Raw genomic sequence first — 17,278 nt, 5'->3', positions numbered from 1 at the left:
AGGCCGGGCGATGATCTTCTCTGGTAATCCGGCGCGTGGCTCGCGTGTCATCAATGGGCTGGCGCTGCTGGGCGTGACCGGCATCCTGGCCATGGCGTTCGCCTGGCAACTCATTTATGACGAACTGCCGTGCCCGCTGTGCCTGCTGCAACGCGTGGCGCTGATTCTGGCCGGCGTGGGGTTCCTGCTGAACCTGCGCCTGGGCCCGTCGCCCATGCATTACGCGATGAGCATCGCGGCGTCGCTGGGCGGCATGGTCGCCTCGGGCCGGCAAGTGCTGCTGCACCTGGCGCCCGGCGATCCCGGCTATGGCTCGCCATTCCTGGGCATGCACTTCTATACCTGGGCGTTCATTGCGTTTGCGGCCATCATCGTCTTCTGCGTGCTGATGCAGACGGCCGACCGCAAATGGGGCGACACCATGCTGAAAAAGCCCGTGTCGGCGCTGGGCGTCCTGGTCATGGCCCTGTTTTTTGTCATGACGCTGGCCAACGTCGGCGGCACCACGCTGGAATGCGGTTTTGGCCCGTGCCCGGACAACCCCGACACCTATCTGTGGCTGCCCAAGGCCACCGCGCCATAGCCTGCCGCGCGCGCCGGGTAAAATACCGGGTTTCGCGGACTGGATCCGCGGTCCATTGACATTCCGCGGGCAGGTTTCCGCGGTCTTACCCTCTTTGACACCGGTTATGACAGCCAAGACTTCCGCAGCGGCCAAGGCCTCGCCCGTGGTGGGCGTGATTATGGGATCTTCCAGCGATTGGGAGGTCATGAAGCACGCGGTCAGCATGCTTGAGGATTTCGGCGTGGCCTATGAGGCGCGCGTGATTTCCGCGCACCGCATGCCGCAGGACATGGCCGAATACGGCGCGGCCGCGCATGGCCGTGGCCTGCGCGGCATCATCGCCGGCGCTGGCGGCGCGGCGCACCTGCCGGGCATGATGGCGGCGCTGACCGAAGTGCCGGTGTTTGGCGTGCCGGTGCCGTCCAAATACCTGCGCGGCGAAGATTCTCTGCTGTCCATTGTGCAGATGCCCAAGGGCGTGCCGGTGGCCACGTTCGCCATCGGCGAAGCGGGCGCCGCCAACGCGGCGCTGCACGTGATTGCCACGCTGGCCGGCACCGATGCGGACCTGCATCAGAAGCTGGTGGCGTTCCGCGCCCGCCAGACGCAAGCCGCGCGCGACATGAAGGTTCCGCCCGAGGCGTCGATCGTATGAGCCAATCCACTTCTTTCATGATCGCTCCCGGTGGCTGGTTGGGCTTGTTGGGCGGCGGCCAATTGGGCCGCATGTTCTGCCATGCGGCGCAAAGCCTGGGCTACAAGGTCGCGGTGCTGGACCCGGCCGACGAATGCCCCGCGGGCATGGTGGCCGACCTGCACATCCAGGCTGCCTATGACGACGAAGCCGGGCTGGCCCGTTTGGCCCAGACCTGCCAGGCCGTCACCACCGAATTCGAAAACGTCCCTGCCGACAGCCTGCGTACGCTAGCCACGCGTTGCCGCGTCAGCCCGGCCGCCGACGCCGTCGCCATCGTGCAGGACCGCATCGCCGAAAAGACCTTCATCGCCTCGCAAGGCATCGCCGTGGCGCCGCACGCCGCCATCCGCACCGAAGCAGACCTGCGCGCCGCGCCCGACGCCTTGTTCCCCGGCATCCTGAAAGTGGCGCGCCTGGGCTATGACGGCAAGGGCCAGGCCCGCATCAACACGCGCGACGAAGCGCTGGCCGCCTTCGCCGAATTTGGCGGCGTGGCCTGCGTGCTGGAAGCGCTGATGCCGCTGGACTACGAAATCTCGGTGGTGCTGGCGCGCGGTTTCGACGGCGCAAGCGTCGTCTTCCCGGTGGCGCGCAACGTGCACCGCGACGGCATCCTGGCGGTGTCCACCGCCGCGCCCGTGCAGTCGGACGCCGCGCATGCCGAACGGCAGGCCCGCGCGACCGAAGCCGCGCAATCCATTGCGCAAGGCCTGGGCTATCACGGCGTGCTGTGCGTGGAATTCTTCGTGCTGAAAGACGGCAGCCTGATCGTCAACGAGATCGCGCCGCGTCCGCACAACAGCGGCCACTACACGATGAACGCCTGCGTCACCAGCCAGTTCGAACAGCAGGCACGTGCCATGGCGGGTTTGCCGCTGGGCAGCACGGCGCTCTTGGCGCCCGCCGTCATGCTGAACATCCTGGGCGACATCTGGTACGAATCGCCCACGGCCACGCAGCAGCGCGAACCCGATTGGGCGGCGGCCCTGGCGGTGCCCACCGCCAAGCTGCACCTGTACGGCAAGCGCGATGCGCGTCGCGCCCGCAAGATGGGTCACATCACCATCGTGGCTCCCACGCTGGAGCAGGCCCGCAGCGATGCCGCGAGCGTGGCTGCCGCGCTGGGCATGCAGGCGCCCGAGTAACGCCCGAGTCACGCCCGAGCCATCCCCGAGTCACGCCCGAATAACGCCGAGTCACTCCGAGTCACCCGCGACCATCCCGATGTCTTCCTTGCCCCCGCCCGACTCCGCCAGCGACGCGGAAATATCCCACGCCGCGCAACGCCTGCTGGACGGTGAACTGGTCGCCTTTCCGACCGAAACCGTCTACGGCCTGGGCGCGGATGCGCAAAGCCCGCAGGCGGTGGCCAAGATCTACGCGGCCAAGGGCCGGCCGTCGAACCACCCTGTCATCGTGCACATTGCGCCCACGGGCGACGTGGGCTATTGGGCGGCAGACGTGCCGACCGAGGCGCGTCTGCTGATCGACGCGTTCTGGCCCGGCCCGCTGACGCTGATCCTCAAGCGCGCGCCGCACATCGCCGACACCGTCAGCGGTGGGCAGGACAGCATCGGCATCCGCTGCCCGTCGCATCCCGTGGCGCAGGCGCTGCTGGCGGCGTTCGCGGCGGGCAAGCCAAACGGGCAGGGCGGCGTGGCGGCGCCTTCGGCCAACAAGTTCGGCCAGGTATCGCCCACCCGCGCGGACCACGTGCGCGCCGAATTCCCTGATGAAGTCGCGGCCGGCATGCCGGTGCTGGAAGGCGGCGCATCGGAAGTGGGCATCGAATCCACCATTCTTGACTTGTCGCGCCTGGATCGCGGCGCGGGTCCCGTGTTGCTGCGCCCGGGCCATATCAGCGCCGCGCAGATCGAAGCGGTGCTGGGCGTGCAGGTGTTCGCGCCGGATGCCGCCGCGCCGCGCGCCTCGGGCACGCTGAAGGCGCACTACGCGCCCCGCACCCCCCTTGAGCTGGCATCCGACGACCGCCTGCGCGACGTGGCGCAAGGCCGCAACCTGCCGCCCGGCAAGGTGGTGGTGGTGGCGTATGGCGACAAGCCCGACGCGCTGGATGCGCGTCTGCAATGGCACCCGGTGCCGGCGGACCCGGCGCGTTATGCGCAGGCGCTGTATGGCTTGCTGCGGGATCTGGACAAGCAGGGCTATGCGCGCATCGTCGTGCAGGCGCCGCCTGCCACCGACGCCTGGCACGCCGTCAACGATCGCATCGGCCGCGCGGCGGCGGCGTTCACGCTGGATACCACCGACCTGGCTTCATAGGGACAGGCGCGCGTCACAGAACGGGCTCGAATAGAAGGGGCCCGCACAGCACGGGCTCGATCAGGAGGGGCTCAACGGATCGGGGCTCGAACAGATCGGGGCTCGAACAGATCGGGGCTTGAACATCGGGGCTCAAACAGAACGATGCTCGAACGCCGGGCCGTCGTTCCCCCACAGCGGCGGCCGCCTTGCCCTGGCCGCGCGTTCACCTTCCTACGCCACCAGGAATTCCCCGATTCGTTCCACCGCCTGACGCAGCGGCGGCAGGAACTCGTCCGTCAGCCGCGTCAGCGGCACGCGCGCCGCTTTGACGCTGACATTCACGGCGCCGCACGCCTTGCCGCTGGCCGAGCGCACCGGCACCGAAATCGCGCGCACGTTCAATTCCAATTCCTGGTCGACCACCGCGTAACCCTGCTCGCGAATGCGCGCCAGTTCGGCGCGCAGCGGGGCTTCGGTGGTCAGCGTGAATTCCGTGTAGGGCTGCAACGGCGTGGCGGCAAAGTAGCGGGCCAGCGCCGGCTCGGGCAATTGCGCCAGCAGCACGCGCCCGATCGATGTGCAATACGCCGGCAGGCGGCTGCCCAGCCCCATGGACGTGGCCAGCAGGCGGTTCACTTCCGAACGCGCCAGGTACAGCATTTCGTTGCCTTCCATGATGGCCAGCGCGCAGGTCTCGTTGACCGTGGCGCTTAGCTCTTCCAGCACCGGCTGGGCCAGGGACACGAACGGCGTGGACGAGAAATACGCGTAGCCCAGGCCCAGGATGCGCGGCGTCAGCACAAACAGCCTGCCGTGCTGTTCCGCGATGCCCAGCAGCACCAGCGTGTGCAGGCAGCGCTGCACCACGGCGCGCGGCAGCCCGGCGCGGCGGCTCAGTTCAGCGGCGGTTTGCGGATGGCGGCGCGTGCCGAATGCGCGGATCACGTGCAGGCCGCGCGCCAGGGTCAGCATGTAGTCCGGGTCGCCACGGAACTGGTCGGGATGTTCGTCCTCGGCCAGCGGCAGCGCGTAGCCGGGTGGGGGCAGGTTGGGCAGCATCAGCCCGCGCGCAGCGGCGCGCCGGTGCGTCCTTGCAGTTCGGTCAGCGTCATGCCGTCGATCATATCTCGAACAATCAAGCCGTCCGGCGTCACGTCGATCACGGCTAAATCCGTGTAGATGCGGTCAACCACGCCCGCGCCCGTCAGCGGATAGGTGCAGCGTTCGACGATTTTCGGATCGCCGTTCTTGCTGTTGTGTTCCATCATGATGAACACGCTGCGCGCGCCCACCGCCAGGTCCATCGCGCCACCCACGGCGGGCGCTTCGCCCGGCTTGGCCAGCGACCAGTTGGCCAGGTCGCCGTTGGCCGCGACCTGCATGCCGCCCATGACGCAGATGTCCAGATGGCCGCCACGCATCATCGCGAACGAATCCGCGTGGTGAAAATATGCGCCGCCGGCAAGCAGCGTCACCGGCTGCTTGCCGGCGTTGATCAGGTCCAGGTTGATGGCGTCTTCCGAAGGCGGCGGGCCCATGCCCAGGATGCCGTTTTCACTGTGCAGCACGATCTCGCGATCATCGGGCAGGCAAGCGGCCACCAGCACCGGCATGCCGATGCCCAGGTTGACGTAGCTGCCGTCGGGAATATCCAGGGCCAGGCGGCGCGCCATGGCCTCGCGGGTCAGGGGTTGGTACATACGTGGGCCTCAGCTGGAAAAGGCGGCGTTCGCCACCTCGGTGATGCGCTTGACGAAGATGCCGGGCGTGACGATGGCTTCGGGCGGCAGCTCGCCCAGGTCGGCTTTGGCGCGCACCTGCACGATGGTGGTCTTGGCCGCCATGCACATGATCGGGCCGAAGTTGCGCGCGCTCTTGTGATAAGTCAGGTTGCCCCAGCGGTCGCCCTGGTCGGCCTTGACCAGCGCAAAGTCGCCATGCAGCGGCGTTTCGAATACGTGGCCGCGTCCGTTGATGATGCGCGTTTCCTTGCCTGCCGCCAGTTCGGTGCCGTAGGCAGTGGGCGTAAAGAACCCGCCCAGCCCGGCCCCGGCCGCACGCAGCCGTTCGGCGATGGTGCCCTGCGGCACGCATTCCAGTTCGATGCCGCCGCGCCGGTACAAGTCGTCAAAGACCCAGGAGTGCGAGGCCTTCGGAAACGAGCAGATCACCTTGCGCACGCGGCCCGCCTTGATTAGCGCGGCCAGCCCGGTTTCGCGATTGCCCGCGTTATTGCTGACCACGGTCAGCTCGCGCGCGCCCTGGTCGATCAGCGCGTGGATCAGTTCGGTGGGCATACCCGCGCCGCCGAAGCCGCTGATCAGCACCGTGGCGCCGTCGTGGATATCCGAGACCGCGGCCTCGGGGGTGTCGATGAACTTGTTGATCATGGTGAAGCTCCGATCGGGCGGGCGCCCGGCCATGCCGCCGCCCGCCGCCTTTCAGTTCGCGGTGATGCCGACTTGCTTGATGACCTCGGCGTAGCGGGCCGACTCTTTCTGCATCAGGTCGGCGAATTGCGCGGTCGTGCCGCCCACCGGCATGAAGCCCACGTCCACGAATTTGCGCTTGACCTCGGGGTCCTTGACCACCTCGGCGATCTCGCGCGCCATGCGGTCGATGATCGGCTGAGGCGTGTTGGCCGGCGCCAGCAGGCCCGCCCATGATCCCGTTTCAAAGCCCGGCTGGCCGGCTTCGCCCATGGTGGGAATGGAGGGCTCGTCGGGCCAGCGTTCCTTGCCGGTGAAGGCCAGTGCCTTCAGCCGGTTCTGCTTCACGTACTGCATGGGCACCAGGATGGGGTCGAACACCATCGACACGCGCCCGCCCAGCAGGTCGGTCAAAATCGGCGCGCTGCCCTTGTAGGCCACGTGCGTCATTGCAATCTTGTTCTGCGAGGCGAACATGGCGCCGGTCAGGTGCGCGTTCGACCCCGTGCCGCTGGAGGCATACGTCAGCTTGTCGGGGTGCTTGCGGCCATAGTCGACCAGCTCGGCCACGGTCTTGACGGGCACGTCTTCGGACACGAACAGGAACAGCGGCAGGTCGGCCATCTGCACAACCGGCACCAGGTCGGTGGGCTTGAAGTTCAGCTTGTACAGGTGGAAATTGACCAGGTAAGCGGGAAGCATCGCCAGAAAGGTGTAGCCGTCGGGGTCGGCCTTGGCCGCCATGGCCGAGCCCACGCTGCTGTTCGCGCCGGGCTTGTTTTCCACAATGATGGTCTGGCCCAGGCGCGGCGCCAGCTTTTCCACCACGATGCGGGTGACGATGTCGGTGGAGCCGCCCGGCGTGTAGGGCACGATGATCTTGATGGGCTTGGTGGGCCAGTCATCGGCGGCATGCGCGGGGCCGGCCATCATGCCGACGGCGGCCAGCGCTGCGCACAGCACGGTTTTCAGGGCAAGGCGGCGCGGGGCGACGGCATTGCGGCGGGGCTGCGAGTTGCAAACATGTGCCATGGATTTGTCTCCTCCATGAATCGACCGAATATCGATGCGCGCCGGGTTTTTTATGTGGCGCGCTCGGCGTTTTAGGGCTGGGGCGGCGATGCCGCGTATCGGACATCGACGCAAAAAAAGTATGGCATGCAGGGGCCTGCCATACGGGGCGCAAGGGTTCGATAAAGTTCGGTCATCGGACAAATGCCCGGAATCTATCAAGCTTGTCATCCTTGGGGTTTCCTCTAGGGAAAGCCGCGTTGTTCACGCCGTGGACATGGCGTAATCTGGCGGCCGGCCCTGTAAAGCCGGGCTTGGTTTCAGCCGCCGCCGTCTTACAAGCCGGCACGGACATCACTCTCAGGAGAGGCATCAATGAAGCGGTCAACTTTGTTTGCAGCCGGCGCCCTGGCCCTGGCTTGTGTGTCCCAGGCGGCGCTTGCCGGCCCCACGCTGGATGCGGTCAAGAAAAAGGGATTCGTGCAATGCGGTTTGACCGACGGCGTCTCCGGCTTTTCGGCCACCAACAGCAAGGGTGAATGGGAAGGGATGGACGTGGACATCTGCCGCGCCGTCGCCGCAGCCGTATTCGGGGACCCCACCAAATTCAAGGGCACCGCGCTGTCCACGCAGCAACGCTTCACCGCTTTGCAGTCCGGTGAAGTCGACGTGCTGCTGCGCACCGTCACGCTGACGCAAACGCGCGATACGTCGCTGGGGCTGTCCGCCGTGGCCGCCAGCTTCTATGACGGCCAGGGCATTCTGGTCAACAAGAAGCTGGGCGTGAAAAGCGCCAAGGAGCTGAACGGCGCCACGGTCTGCGTGCAACCGGGCACCACCACCGAACTGAACCTGGCCGACTGGTTTCGCGCCAACAAAATCGAATTCAAACCCGTGGTGATCGACAAGGTGACCGAAGTGGTGCGCGCCTTTGAATCCGGCCGCTGCGACGCCTTCACCGACGACGCCTCGCAACTGGCCGCCGTGCGCGCCACGCAGGTGGCCAAGCCGGACGACTACGAAATCCTGCCCGAACGCTTCTCCAAGGAACCGCTGGGGCCGATGGTGCGCCAAGGCGACGAAAACTGGCTGGGCATCGTCCGCTGGACGTTGTTCGCCCTGCTGGAAGCCGAGGAATACGGCATCACGCAAAAGAACGTGGACGAGATGCTCAAGAGCAACAACCCCAACGTGTCCCGCATCCTGGGCGTGACGCCGGGCGCGGGCAAGAACATGGGGCTGGACGAAAAATGGGCCTACAACGCCATCAAGGCAGTGGGCAATTACAGCGAAGTGTTCGAGCGAAACGTCGGCAAGGACAGCAAGCTGGGCCTGCAACGCGGCACGAATGCACTGTGGAGCAACGGTGGCGCCATGTACCCATGGCCGATCCGCTGACGCTGCCACACTGACGAGACGGCCTGCGCATGCAGGCCGTTTTTCTTGTGAGCGCGGTGACGGCGATCCGAGGTCGGATTGTCGCCCCAATCGCCATGCGATATAAGCGAACCGTTATACGGTACGCTATGCGCTTTATCCTGCATGCGCTGCGCCATGACCCAGACGCCACATCCCGAAGATTCGCCTTTGTTCATTGCCGCGCTGGCGCGCGGCATTTCCGTATTAAGGGCGTTCAACGAAGGCGAGCCTGCCATGACGCTGCCGGAACTCGCGGAAGCCACCGGCCTGGGTAAAAGCGCGGTTCAGCGCTTTACCCACACGCTCTGGACGCTGGGCTACCTGCGCAAGGATCCCGTCACCAAGAAGTTCTCGCTGGCGCCCTGGTCGCTGGAGCTGGGCATGCACTACGTGCAGACAAGCCCGCTCGTTCTGGGCGGAAACCCGTTCCTGCACACGCTGAACCGCAACAGTCAGGAGACGTGCAGCCTGGCGGAGCCCGACGGTTTGGACATGGTCTATGTGGCGCGCTTTGCCACGCACAAGGAAATGTTTGTGAACATGCCGGTCGGCATGCGCTTGCCTTTCTATTGCACGGCAGCGGGGCGCGCGGTGCTGGCCAAGTTGGACCCCGGCGTTGCGCAAGACTTGCTGGAACGCTGCGACCGCAAGCCTTTCACGGGGAATACGATCACCAGCATGGACGCCTTGCTGGCCGAACTGGAGTTCGCCCGGCGCCACGGCTATGCAAGGTCCAACGGCGAGTTTTACCCCGGTGACATCACGGTCAGCGCGGCGGTCCTGGATGCCGGCGGCACCCCCTTGGGCGCCGTGAACGTGTCCGTGCCTTCCAGCCGCTGGTCTTTTGAACAGGCGCAAGCCGTGTTCGGCCCGCAAGTGGTGGAGACCGCGCACGCCATTAGTGCATCACGCACCTTGGGCCGTACGCATCCCTTCTACTTGATGGAACCACCAGGTGGCGCGTTGCGCGGGGCGATGCCCTTGCCAGACGACGAGGTCTGATCCCTTTCGCACGCCCGTTTTCGGTGCACGCGGCGCGCCATGACGGGGCGCATTCTTTTTTAATCCCGACTATTCAAATCAAGTAATTCCACGCCTGTAGGGGGAACACCCTAATAGGCCGGCCAAGTTTTTGCCTGCTAATCTATTTACGACACACTCGTATCGCATGGCGATTCGACTGAATCTAAATATAGCAACGCCCGCCTATCAACGACGGGGCAAATCCAGGGAGCCGCGCAGTGCCGCAGTCATCTGAAGTTAGTTTCCATCCCGCAGCCGGGTTCATGGGTTTGCCATCGGCCCGCGAGTCTGAAGCGGGCAGGGCACGCGCTTGCGTGGTGGGCATTCCGTTCGATTGCGGCACGCACCCCTTTCGCGTGGGATCGCGGCAGGGTCCCGACGCGATCCGTGAGCAATCCCGTTTGCTGCGCCCCGTCGACATCTTTCGCCGCCATGGCATCGACAGTCCTCCTGAATTCCTGCGCGCCATCGATGTGGGCAACGTGGCGTGCCACCCGGGAGACCCCGACGCTTCGTACCCGCTGATCGAAGCCGGCATCGGCGCCATCCTGGACGCGGGTGCCATCCCCATCTCGATGGGCGGTGACGGCGCGGTGACGTTGCCGCAGTTGCGTGCCGTGGGGCGCCGCCATCCGAATTTCGTCGTGCTGCATTTCGACTCGCACACCGACACCTATCCCATCCCCGGCTACAACACGGCCACCACGTTCACGCGCGCCGCCGAAGAGGGTCTGCTGGACGTCGCGGCCAGCTTTCACGTAGGCACGCGCGGTAGTTCTTTCATGCCCGGGGTGCTGGAGTTCGGGCGCGAGGTCGGCTACACGATCGTGCCCTACGACGACTTCGACCAGGACCAGAAGGCCACGCTGGCGGACATCAAGCAGCGTATCGGCCAGCGCCCGGTGTACCTGTGCTTCGACATGGACATCTTTGACCCCTCCTGCGCGCCAGGAGTTTGCACGCCGGAGTGGGGGGGCTTGTCGGCCAAGGAAGGGCTGGCGCTGGTGCGCCAGCTTGCCGGCCTGAACTTCGTGGCGTTCGACATCAATACCGTGTCGCCGCCGCAAGACGTGCAGGGAGCAACAGCCTTCCTGGCCGCCACCGTGATGCAGGAATTCTTCGCGCTGGCGGCGGTGGCAGTGCAGCAGTATCCGCAAGGGCGTCCGGCCTGAGACGAGGCGTTCGCATCATCCATGTTCGCGGCAATCATTCATCCAAGGGGAAAAACGATGACATTCAAAGCCATTCTGCTGGGCCTGGCGGCCGCCGGCCTGCTGATTCAAACCGGCGCGCAGGCGCGCACGCTGGACGAAGTGCGCGCCGATAAAAGCCTGGCCGTCGTCACCACCGCATCGGCGCCGCCGCACGGGTTCAAGAATCCAAAGTCCAACGAGCTGGAAGGCATCATGGTGGACGTGGCGGCGGGCGTGGCCAAGCATCTGAAGGTATCGGACAAGCTGTCCGACGTGCCATTTTCCGGCCTTATTCCCACGCTGACCTCGGGGCGGGCGGACGTCATGTCGGCGCCGCTGTTCATTACCGAAGAACGCGCCAAGGCCATCGACTTTTCAGTCCCGGTCTACGGATGGGGAGAGGGCGTGGTAGTCAGCGACAAGGCGACCAAAAAGTACGCCAAATTCGAAGACATGCAGGGGCAGCGGGTAGGCGTGCTGGTGGATTCTGTCCAGTTCAACATGATCAAGGACATGCCGGACACCAAAGTTACGACGTACCAGGACTATTCAACCTTGCTGGCTGACGTGCGCGCTGGCCGCGTCGACCTTGGCATCGTGGATCCCCCCAGCATCATTTACCAAATCCAGACCAAGAACATCCCGGGCGTGAAGCTCGATACGGGCTACCAGCCGCAACGCACGTGGCAAGTGGGCATGGCCGTGCAAAAAGGCAATACCGCGCTGCTTGAAGCCGTCAACAAGGCAATTGCCGACATGAAGGCGAACGGCGAAATGGCCGCCATTGGCAAGAAGTGGGGCGTGTCCGACCTCATCAGCAAGTAAGCGCCGTTACGGCACGGATAAGGAGCACGACTTGGATCTCCCTACGCTGCGCATGTACCTGACCCCGTTGGCCGAGGGCACGGTCTGGACCCTGGCGCTGTTTTTCTGTTCGGCTTTCCTGGCGGTGGCGTTGGGCCTGGTCGTTTGCTTGTGCCGCCTGTCGCCTTCGCGCCTGTTGAGCCGTGGCGCGCGGTTCTACATCGAGGTGATTCGCGGCACGCCCCTGCTGCTGCAATTGTTCTACATCTACTACGGCCTGCCCGAGATGGGCGTCGTGATCAACGGCTTTGTCGCCGGGGTGCTGGGCCTGACCTTGAACTTCGGCGCGTACCTGGCCGAACTGTTCAGAAGCGGCATCCAGTCGGTGGACACGGGTCAGTACGAGGCGGCGCGCGCATTGGGTCTGCGCAAGGTGCAGCGGCTGCGTCGCATCGTATTGCCGCAAGCGCTGCGCACGGTCTTCCCGGCTTTGGGCAACTACGCGCTGGTGCTGATCAAGGAGACTTCGCTGGTGGCCGTTATCAGCGTGTACGAATTGATGCGGGCGGGCGAGATGCTGGCCGGTGCGACCTTCCAGGCACTGACGGTCTACACGATGGTGGGGGTCATCTACTTCGCCATGTGCAGCGTGCTGTCGTACCTGTTCCGACGCTCTGAAAAGCGTCTGACGGTGCCGGGCTACTGGAGCGGCGCCGGCGAAAACCACGACATTTCCAAGGCTTGAGACGATGAATGCAACGACTGCCTTGGCGCCCATCATCACGATGCAGGGCGTCAGCAAATGGTATGGAGACTTCCAGGTACTGAACGACCTGGCCCTGGAAGTGTCGCCCGGAGAAAAGCTGATACTTTGTGGGCCGTCGGGCTCGGGAAAGTCCACGACGATCCGCCTGCTGAACCGGCTGGAAGAGCACCAGAAGGGCCGCATCGTTGTCGACGGCATAGAGCTCAATGAAGACGTCAAGAACATCGAGCGCATCCGCGCGGAAGTCGGCATGGTGTTCCAGCACTTCAATCTGTTTCCGCATTTGACGGTGCTTGAGAACTGCACGCTGGCACCGCTGCTGGTCAAGGGCGTGCCGGCGGACGAAGCCCGGTCGCGCGCCATGGAATATCTGGAACGGGTGCGCATTCCGCAGCACGCTGACAAGTATCCCGGCCAGCTCTCGGGCGGCCAGAAGCAGCGCGTGGCGATTGCGCGCGCCTTGTGCATGCAGCCCAAGATCATGCTGTTCGACGAACCCACGTCGGCGCTGGACCCCGAGATGGTCAAGGAAGTGCTGGACACCATGGTCGCGCTGGCCAAAGACGGCATGACCATGGTCTGCGTCACGCACGAAATGGGTTTTGCGCGAGAAGTGGGGGATCGCGTCGTCTTCATGGACCAGGGAGCCATCGTGGAAGCCGACACGCCGGAGAACTTCTTCAATGCCCCCCGATCGGAGCGGGCGCAGGCATTCCTGGGGCAGATCCTGGGGTGATGTGGGCAGCGCTCATGCCTGCCGTCACGCCAGCGCTAATTCCGGCTGGCGGAACGCGGCGGCCATATCCCGGAATGGTTCCATGCCCGCAAGCTGAAATGGGTCTATCGCGTTTTTGATACGCTACCTATCATGCATATCAGGCGGGCGCGGATGCGCCCGCATCGCCATTGAAAACGACTAGGGAAAATCATGAACGGCGCTGACAGTCTCTGCGATACCTTGCTGGCCAACGATGTGGACGTGTGTTTTGCCAACCCCGGCACGTCTGAAATGCACTTCGTCGCGGCTTTGGATCGCAAGCCCCGGATGCGGTGTGTGCTGGGTCTGTTCGAAGGCGTGGTGACGGGCGCTGCCGACGGTTACGCGCGCATGGCCGACAAGCCGGCCGCCACCTTGCTGCACTTGGGGCCTGGCCTGGGCAACGGGCTGGCCAACCTGCACAACGCCAAGCGCGCGCGTACGCCCATGGTCAATATCGTGGGCGACCACGCCACTTATCACGTGCAATACGACGCGCCGCTGACCAGCGACGTGGAAGGCGTGGCGCGGCCGATGTCGCACTGGGTCAAACGCACGATGACGGCCGCTGCCGTGTCGGCGGACGCCGCCGAAGCCATTGGCGTGGCGCGGCAGGCGCCCGGCAATATCGCCACGTTGATCCTGCCGGCCGACACCGCCTGGACCGATCTGCCCGACAACGCGCCCGCGCCCGTACAAGTCAAGGATGCCGCGCTGGCGCAGACTTCCGCCGACGCCGTGCGCGCGGCGGCCGCGGCGATCCGTTCGGGCGAAGTGACCGTGCTGATGCTGGGGGGCGCCGCGCTGCGCGAACGCGCGCTGAACGCCGCCGGGCGCATCGCCCGCGCGACGGGTGTGCGCCTGATGTCGGAAACGTCCAACCGCCGCATCGAGCGCGGCGGCGCGCGCACCCCGGTCGATCGCTTGCCGTATCCGATTGATCTTGCGGTGGCCAAGCTGAAAGACGTCAAACATCTGGTGCTGGCAGGGGCGAAGGCGCCGGTGGGGTTTTTTGCTTACCCCGGCAAGCCCAGCCTGTTGGCCCCGGCTGACAGCAATCAGGTGGTGCTGGCCTCGGCCGAACAAGACCTGGCCCACGCGCTGGAATGGCTGGCCGACGAACTGGGCATTGCCGCCGACGCGCCGCGCCTGGCCACGCCGGCCGCCGCCTATGAGGTGCCGTCCTCGGGCAAGCTGACGGGCGCCGCTGTGAACATCCTGATCGCGCATACCTTGCCCGAGCAGGCCATCGTGTGCGATGAGTCCATCACGCAGGGCCGCGAATTTCCGATCTACAGCGCCAGCAGCGCTCCGCACGATTGGCTGATGCTGACGGGCGGCGCAATCGGTATCGGCCTGCCGCTGGCCACGGGCGCGGCCGTGGCGTGCCCGGACCGCAAGGTCATCACGCTGCAAGCCGACGGTAGCGGCATGTACACCTTGCAGGCGCTGTGGACGCAGGCGCGCGAAAACCTGGACTGCCTGACAGTGATCCTGGCCAACCGTTCCTACGCCACCTTGCACGGCGAGATGAAAAACGTGGGCGTGGAGGAACCCGGCCGCAATGCGCGCCGCATGCTGGATCTGGAAGAACCCTACCTGGACTGGACGCACCTGGCGCGCGGCATGGGCGTGGAGGCGGTCAGCGTGGATACGGTGGAAGGCTTCGCGCGCGCGCTGGCCGACGGCCTCAAGCGCCGTGGCCCCTTCCTGATCGAAGCCATCATCTGAAGTACGGCGGGGCGCGTACGTCTACACGCCCAGATAGCGCGTCAGCTGTTCCGGTTGCCGGGCCAGCGACGCGCTATTGCCGTCTTCGACTATCAGTCCTTTTTCCATCACCAGACACCGGTCGGTGTGTTCGAGCACCGCGCGATAGTTGCGGTCGACGATCAGCGTGGACATGCCGGTCAAGCGGATCTCGCGGATGATGCGCCAGATCTCGGCCACGATCAGCGGGGCCAGCCCTTCGGTGGCTTCGTCCAGAATCAGCAGATCGGGGTTGGTCATCAGCGCGCGTCCGATGGCCAGCATCTGCTGTTCGCCTCCTGATAGTTGCTGCCCGCCGTGGCCCAGCCGTTCGCGCAGTCGGGGAAAGGTCTCCAGCACGCGCGCGTAAGTCCAATCGCGCCCGCCGCGCACGCCGGCACGCGCCGCCACTTGCAGGTTTTCGCGTACGTTCAAATTTGGAAATATGCCTCGGCCTTCGGGCACGTAGGCCACGCCCAGTTGTGCAATGGCGTGCGCAGGCGCCCGTGTGCAATCGCGCCCGGCCACGCGCACCTGGCCGCGCGAGCTCTTGACCTGGCCCATCAGGCTGCGGATCAAGGTGGTTTTGCCCATGCCGTTGCGGCCGACAAGCCCAACGGATTCGCCGCGCGCGATGTGCATGTCGACACCGCGCAGCACATGGCTGGCGCCGTAGTACACGTGCAGGCCGCCGGCCTCGATCAGCGCGTCGTGGTTTGCGATGGCGTGCATGCGGCGGCTCCTGGTGCGTGGGTGGGCTGGGCGTCTTCACCCAGGTAGGCGGTGCGCACGTCGGCGTTGGCGCGTATGGCCTCGGGCGTGCCGCTGGCGATGGCGGTGCCGTTGACCATTACCGTGATGGTTTCGGCGATACGAAAAACCGCGTCCATGTCGTGCTCGACCAGCAGGATGGCGTGGCCCGTCTTCAATGTTTGCAGCAGGTCCAGGATGCGGTCGGTTTCTTCCGGCCCCATGCCGGCAAGGGGCTCGTCCAGCAACAACACCTGCGGCTCGCCCGCCAGGCACATGGCGATTTCAAGCTGACGCTTGCGGCCGTGTGGCAACAGGCCGGCCGTGCGCGTGGCATCGCCGGCAAGGCCGGTGCGTTCCAGCGCGTGGTGCGCCAGCTCGGCGCTGCGGCGGCAGTCGGCGGCTGGGCGCCACCAATGCCAGAAGCGCTGGCGTGCCGCCTGCGCGGTCAGGCGGCAGTTTTCGAACACGCTTAATTCGGGGAATAACGTGGACCGCTGGTAGCTGCGGCCCAGCCCGGCGCGGGCTCGTTGCGGTTGGCGCCAGGCGGTAATGTCCTGTGCGCCCAGCATGACCTGCCCGCTGCTGGGCGCAAGCTCGCCGGACAGGATATTGATCAGCGTGGACTTGCCCGCGCCGTTGGTGCCGATGACGGCGTGCACTTGCCCGCGCGCCAGCGACAGGGACACGCCGTTCACGGCGGTCAGCCCGCCAAAGCGCCGCGTAACGCCCGTGGCGGCAAGCAGAAGATCAGACATGAGGTTCCCCTTGGACGGGCAGGCGATCCTGCGGCAGGCGATCCTGCGGCAGGCGTCCCTGCGGCAGGCGAACCGTAGAGACGGCAGGCGAACCTGCGGCATGCGTCCCTGCGGCATGTGCGGCCGCGACTCGCGCATCGCGGCGTTGTCGCCATTGCGCGGGCAGGCCCGCGATGCCGTTGGGCAGCAAGGCCACCAGCGCGATGATGGCGATGCCCAGCGGCAGATGCCAATGGCGCGCGTAGTCGCCAAACAAGGCTTGCGACTGAAACAGCTCTTGCATCAGCACCAGCGCCACGGTGCCGATGACCGCCCCTCCCAGGCTGGCCATGCCGCCCAGGATCACCATCAACAGCACCAGCCCCGATTGTTCCCAGGCCAACAGTTCCGGCGTGACAAAACCGTCTTTCAGCGCGAACAAAAACCCCGCCAGGCCCGCCAACGTGGCGCCCACGACATACGCCGTCAGCTTGTAGGGATACGTGGAATACCCGGCCGCGCGCATGCGCTGCTCGTTGATGCGGATGCCTGCCAGCGCCGCCCCGAACGGCGAGCGCCGCAGCAGCGCCAGGAAGCCCCAGGTCAGGGCCAGGCAGGCGAGTACAAAAAAGTAGAACGTGGTGGCGGTGCCCAGGTCGAACGGCACCCAACTGCCCAGCGCCAATTCGGGCCGGAAATACAGATAGATGCCGTCGCTGCCGCCGCCCACTTTGGTGTCGTGAAAGACGTAGTAAGCCATCTGCGAAAACGCCAGCGTCACCATGATGAAGTACACGCCGCGCGTGCGCAGCGCCAGCGCACCCGTCACCACCGCATAAAGCGCGGCCGCCAGCAGGGCCGCCGGCAGCAGCCACCACAGGCTTGCCGCCTCGGATTCCGGTGACAGCAACGCCGCCACGTAGGCGCCGATGCCGAAGAACGCCGCGTGCCCCAGGCTGACCAAACCGGCTCCGCCGACCAGCAATTGCAGGCTTAGCGCGAAGATGGCGTAGATCATCACCTTGATCGCCAGCCCGGTGTAGTAGTCGCTGCCGCTGAACGCGAAGGCGGCCAGCGCCAGCAGCGTTGCGACGGGAAGTAGTTTCTGCATGG

General features: G+C 65.5%; 18 protein-coding genes. 11 read left to right on the top strand and 7 right to left on the bottom strand.

Going from position 1 to position 17,278, the window contains the following annotated elements:
* Positions 1–10 precede the first annotated feature (10 nt).
* The 4 genes from DVB37_RS21395 to DVB37_RS21380 all read left to right on the top strand — a co-directional run bounded on the left by DVB37_RS21395 (position 11) and on the right by DVB37_RS21380 (position 3,545).
* Positions 11–583: a disulfide bond formation protein B gene (locus DVB37_RS21395; RefSeq protein ID WP_046804416.1), complete on the top strand. Its 573-nt coding sequence runs from the start codon at positions 11–13 to the stop codon at positions 581–583.
* Between the two features lie 106 nt (positions 584–689).
* Positions 690–1,220, top strand: a complete 531-nt coding sequence (gene purE / locus DVB37_RS21390) for a 5-(carboxyamino)imidazole ribonucleotide mutase (RefSeq protein WP_046804417.1) — start codon at positions 690–692, stop codon at positions 1,218–1,220.
* Positions 1,217–2,407 carry a 5-(carboxyamino)imidazole ribonucleotide synthase gene (locus DVB37_RS21385; protein ID WP_120156720.1) on the top strand — a complete coding sequence of 397 codons (1,191 nt, stop codon included), beginning with the start codon at positions 1,217–1,219 and terminating at the stop codon, positions 2,405–2,407. Before purE ends, DVB37_RS21385 begins: the two co-directional genes overlap by 4 nt.
* Before the next feature lie 79 nt (positions 2,408–2,486).
* The gene (locus tag DVB37_RS21380) at positions 2,487–3,545 is read left to right on the top strand and encodes an L-threonylcarbamoyladenylate synthase (protein ID WP_104144575.1); all 1,059 of its coding nucleotides are present in this window, start codon (positions 2,487–2,489) and stop codon (positions 3,543–3,545) included.
* Positions 3,546–3,758: 213 nt separating this feature from the next.
* Here the strand turns inward: DVB37_RS21380 and DVB37_RS21375 are convergent, their stop codons facing one another.
* Genes DVB37_RS21375 through DVB37_RS21360 form a run of 4 tightly spaced genes read right to left on the bottom strand, consistent with a single transcriptional unit; the run spans position 3,759 to position 6,988 of the window.
* On the bottom strand, positions 3,759–4,586 hold the full coding sequence (locus tag DVB37_RS21375) for an IclR family transcriptional regulator C-terminal domain-containing protein (RefSeq protein WP_046804420.1): 828 nt from the start codon (positions 4,584–4,586) through the stop codon (positions 3,759–3,761).
* Positions 4,586–5,227 carry a 3-oxoacid CoA-transferase subunit B gene (locus DVB37_RS21370; protein ID WP_120156719.1) on the bottom strand — a complete coding sequence of 214 codons (642 nt, stop codon included), beginning with the start codon at positions 5,225–5,227 and terminating at the stop codon, positions 4,586–4,588. Before DVB37_RS21370 ends, DVB37_RS21375 begins: the two co-directional genes overlap by 1 nt.
* Positions 5,228–5,236: 9 nt before the next feature.
* Complete coding sequence (locus tag DVB37_RS21365) at positions 5,237–5,917, bottom strand: 3-oxoacid CoA-transferase subunit A (RefSeq protein WP_104144613.1); 681 nt, start codon at positions 5,915–5,917, stop codon at positions 5,237–5,239.
* Between the two features lie 51 nt (positions 5,918–5,968).
* Positions 5,969–6,988 (bottom strand): tripartite tricarboxylate transporter substrate binding protein, encoded by a 1,020-nt coding sequence (locus DVB37_RS21360; protein WP_120156718.1) that lies wholly within the window; start codon positions 6,986–6,988, stop codon positions 5,969–5,971.
* 354 nt (positions 6,989–7,342) lie between these two features.
* Between DVB37_RS21360 and DVB37_RS21355 the strand changes: the two genes are divergently transcribed.
* The 7 genes from DVB37_RS21355 to DVB37_RS21325 all read left to right on the top strand — a co-directional run bounded on the left by DVB37_RS21355 (position 7,343) and on the right by DVB37_RS21325 (position 14,660).
* Positions 7,343–8,365 carry an amino acid ABC transporter substrate-binding protein gene (locus DVB37_RS21355; protein ID WP_104144572.1) on the top strand — a complete coding sequence of 341 codons (1,023 nt, stop codon included), beginning with the start codon at positions 7,343–7,345 and terminating at the stop codon, positions 8,363–8,365.
* Positions 8,366–8,521: 156 nt separating this feature from the next.
* Positions 8,522–9,388, top strand: coding sequence for an IclR family transcriptional regulator (locus tag DVB37_RS21350; RefSeq protein WP_046804424.1), 867 nt, complete (start codon positions 8,522–8,524; stop codon positions 9,386–9,388).
* Between the two features lie 284 nt (positions 9,389–9,672).
* On the top strand, positions 9,673–10,581 hold the full coding sequence (locus tag DVB37_RS21345) for an arginase family protein (RefSeq protein ID WP_120156717.1): 909 nt from the start codon (positions 9,673–9,675) through the stop codon (positions 10,579–10,581).
* 57 nt (positions 10,582–10,638) lie between these two features.
* Entirely contained in the window at positions 10,639–11,427 is a 789-nt protein-coding gene (locus tag DVB37_RS21340) for an ABC transporter substrate-binding protein (protein WP_120156716.1), read from the top strand.
* Positions 11,428–11,458: 31 nt separating this feature from the next.
* Positions 11,459–12,151 carry an amino acid ABC transporter permease gene (locus DVB37_RS21335; RefSeq protein ID WP_120156715.1) on the top strand — a complete coding sequence of 231 codons (693 nt, stop codon included), beginning with the start codon at positions 11,459–11,461 and terminating at the stop codon, positions 12,149–12,151.
* A 40-nt stretch (positions 12,152–12,191) separates the two neighbouring features.
* A complete protein-coding gene (locus tag DVB37_RS21330) occupies positions 12,192–12,908 on the top strand; it encodes an amino acid ABC transporter ATP-binding protein (protein ID WP_371683144.1) in 717 nt (238 codons plus the stop codon).
* A 192-nt stretch (positions 12,909–13,100) separates the two neighbouring features.
* Positions 13,101–14,660 carry an acetolactate synthase large subunit gene (locus DVB37_RS21325; protein ID WP_120156713.1) on the top strand — a complete coding sequence of 520 codons (1,560 nt, stop codon included), beginning with the start codon at positions 13,101–13,103 and terminating at the stop codon, positions 14,658–14,660.
* A 21-nt stretch (positions 14,661–14,681) separates the two neighbouring features.
* Here the strand turns inward: DVB37_RS21325 and DVB37_RS21320 are convergent, their stop codons facing one another.
* Genes DVB37_RS21320 through DVB37_RS21310 form a run of 3 tightly spaced genes read right to left on the bottom strand, consistent with a single transcriptional unit; the run spans position 14,682 to position 17,276 of the window.
* Positions 14,682–15,410 (bottom strand): ABC transporter ATP-binding protein, encoded by a 729-nt coding sequence (locus tag DVB37_RS21320; protein ID WP_120156712.1) that lies wholly within the window; start codon positions 15,408–15,410, stop codon positions 14,682–14,684.
* The gene (locus DVB37_RS21315; RefSeq protein ID WP_104144569.1) at positions 15,380–16,186 is read right to left on the bottom strand and encodes an ABC transporter ATP-binding protein; all 807 of its coding nucleotides are present in this window, start codon (positions 16,184–16,186) and stop codon (positions 15,380–15,382) included. The genes DVB37_RS21320 and DVB37_RS21315 overlap by 31 nt, the downstream gene beginning before the upstream one ends.
* Positions 16,179–17,276 (bottom strand): branched-chain amino acid ABC transporter permease, encoded by a 1,098-nt coding sequence (locus DVB37_RS21310; RefSeq protein WP_240433952.1) that lies wholly within the window; start codon positions 17,274–17,276, stop codon positions 16,179–16,181. Before DVB37_RS21310 ends, DVB37_RS21315 begins: the two co-directional genes overlap by 8 nt.
* Positions 17,277–17,278: the final 2 nt, after the last annotated feature.

The sequence above is a fragment of the Achromobacter sp. B7 genome (assembly GCF_003600685.1).
Lineage (GTDB): Bacteria > Pseudomonadota > Gammaproteobacteria > Burkholderiales > Burkholderiaceae_B > Achromobacter > Achromobacter spanius_B.
This window is presented reverse-complemented; position numbering and strand designations above follow the sequence as displayed.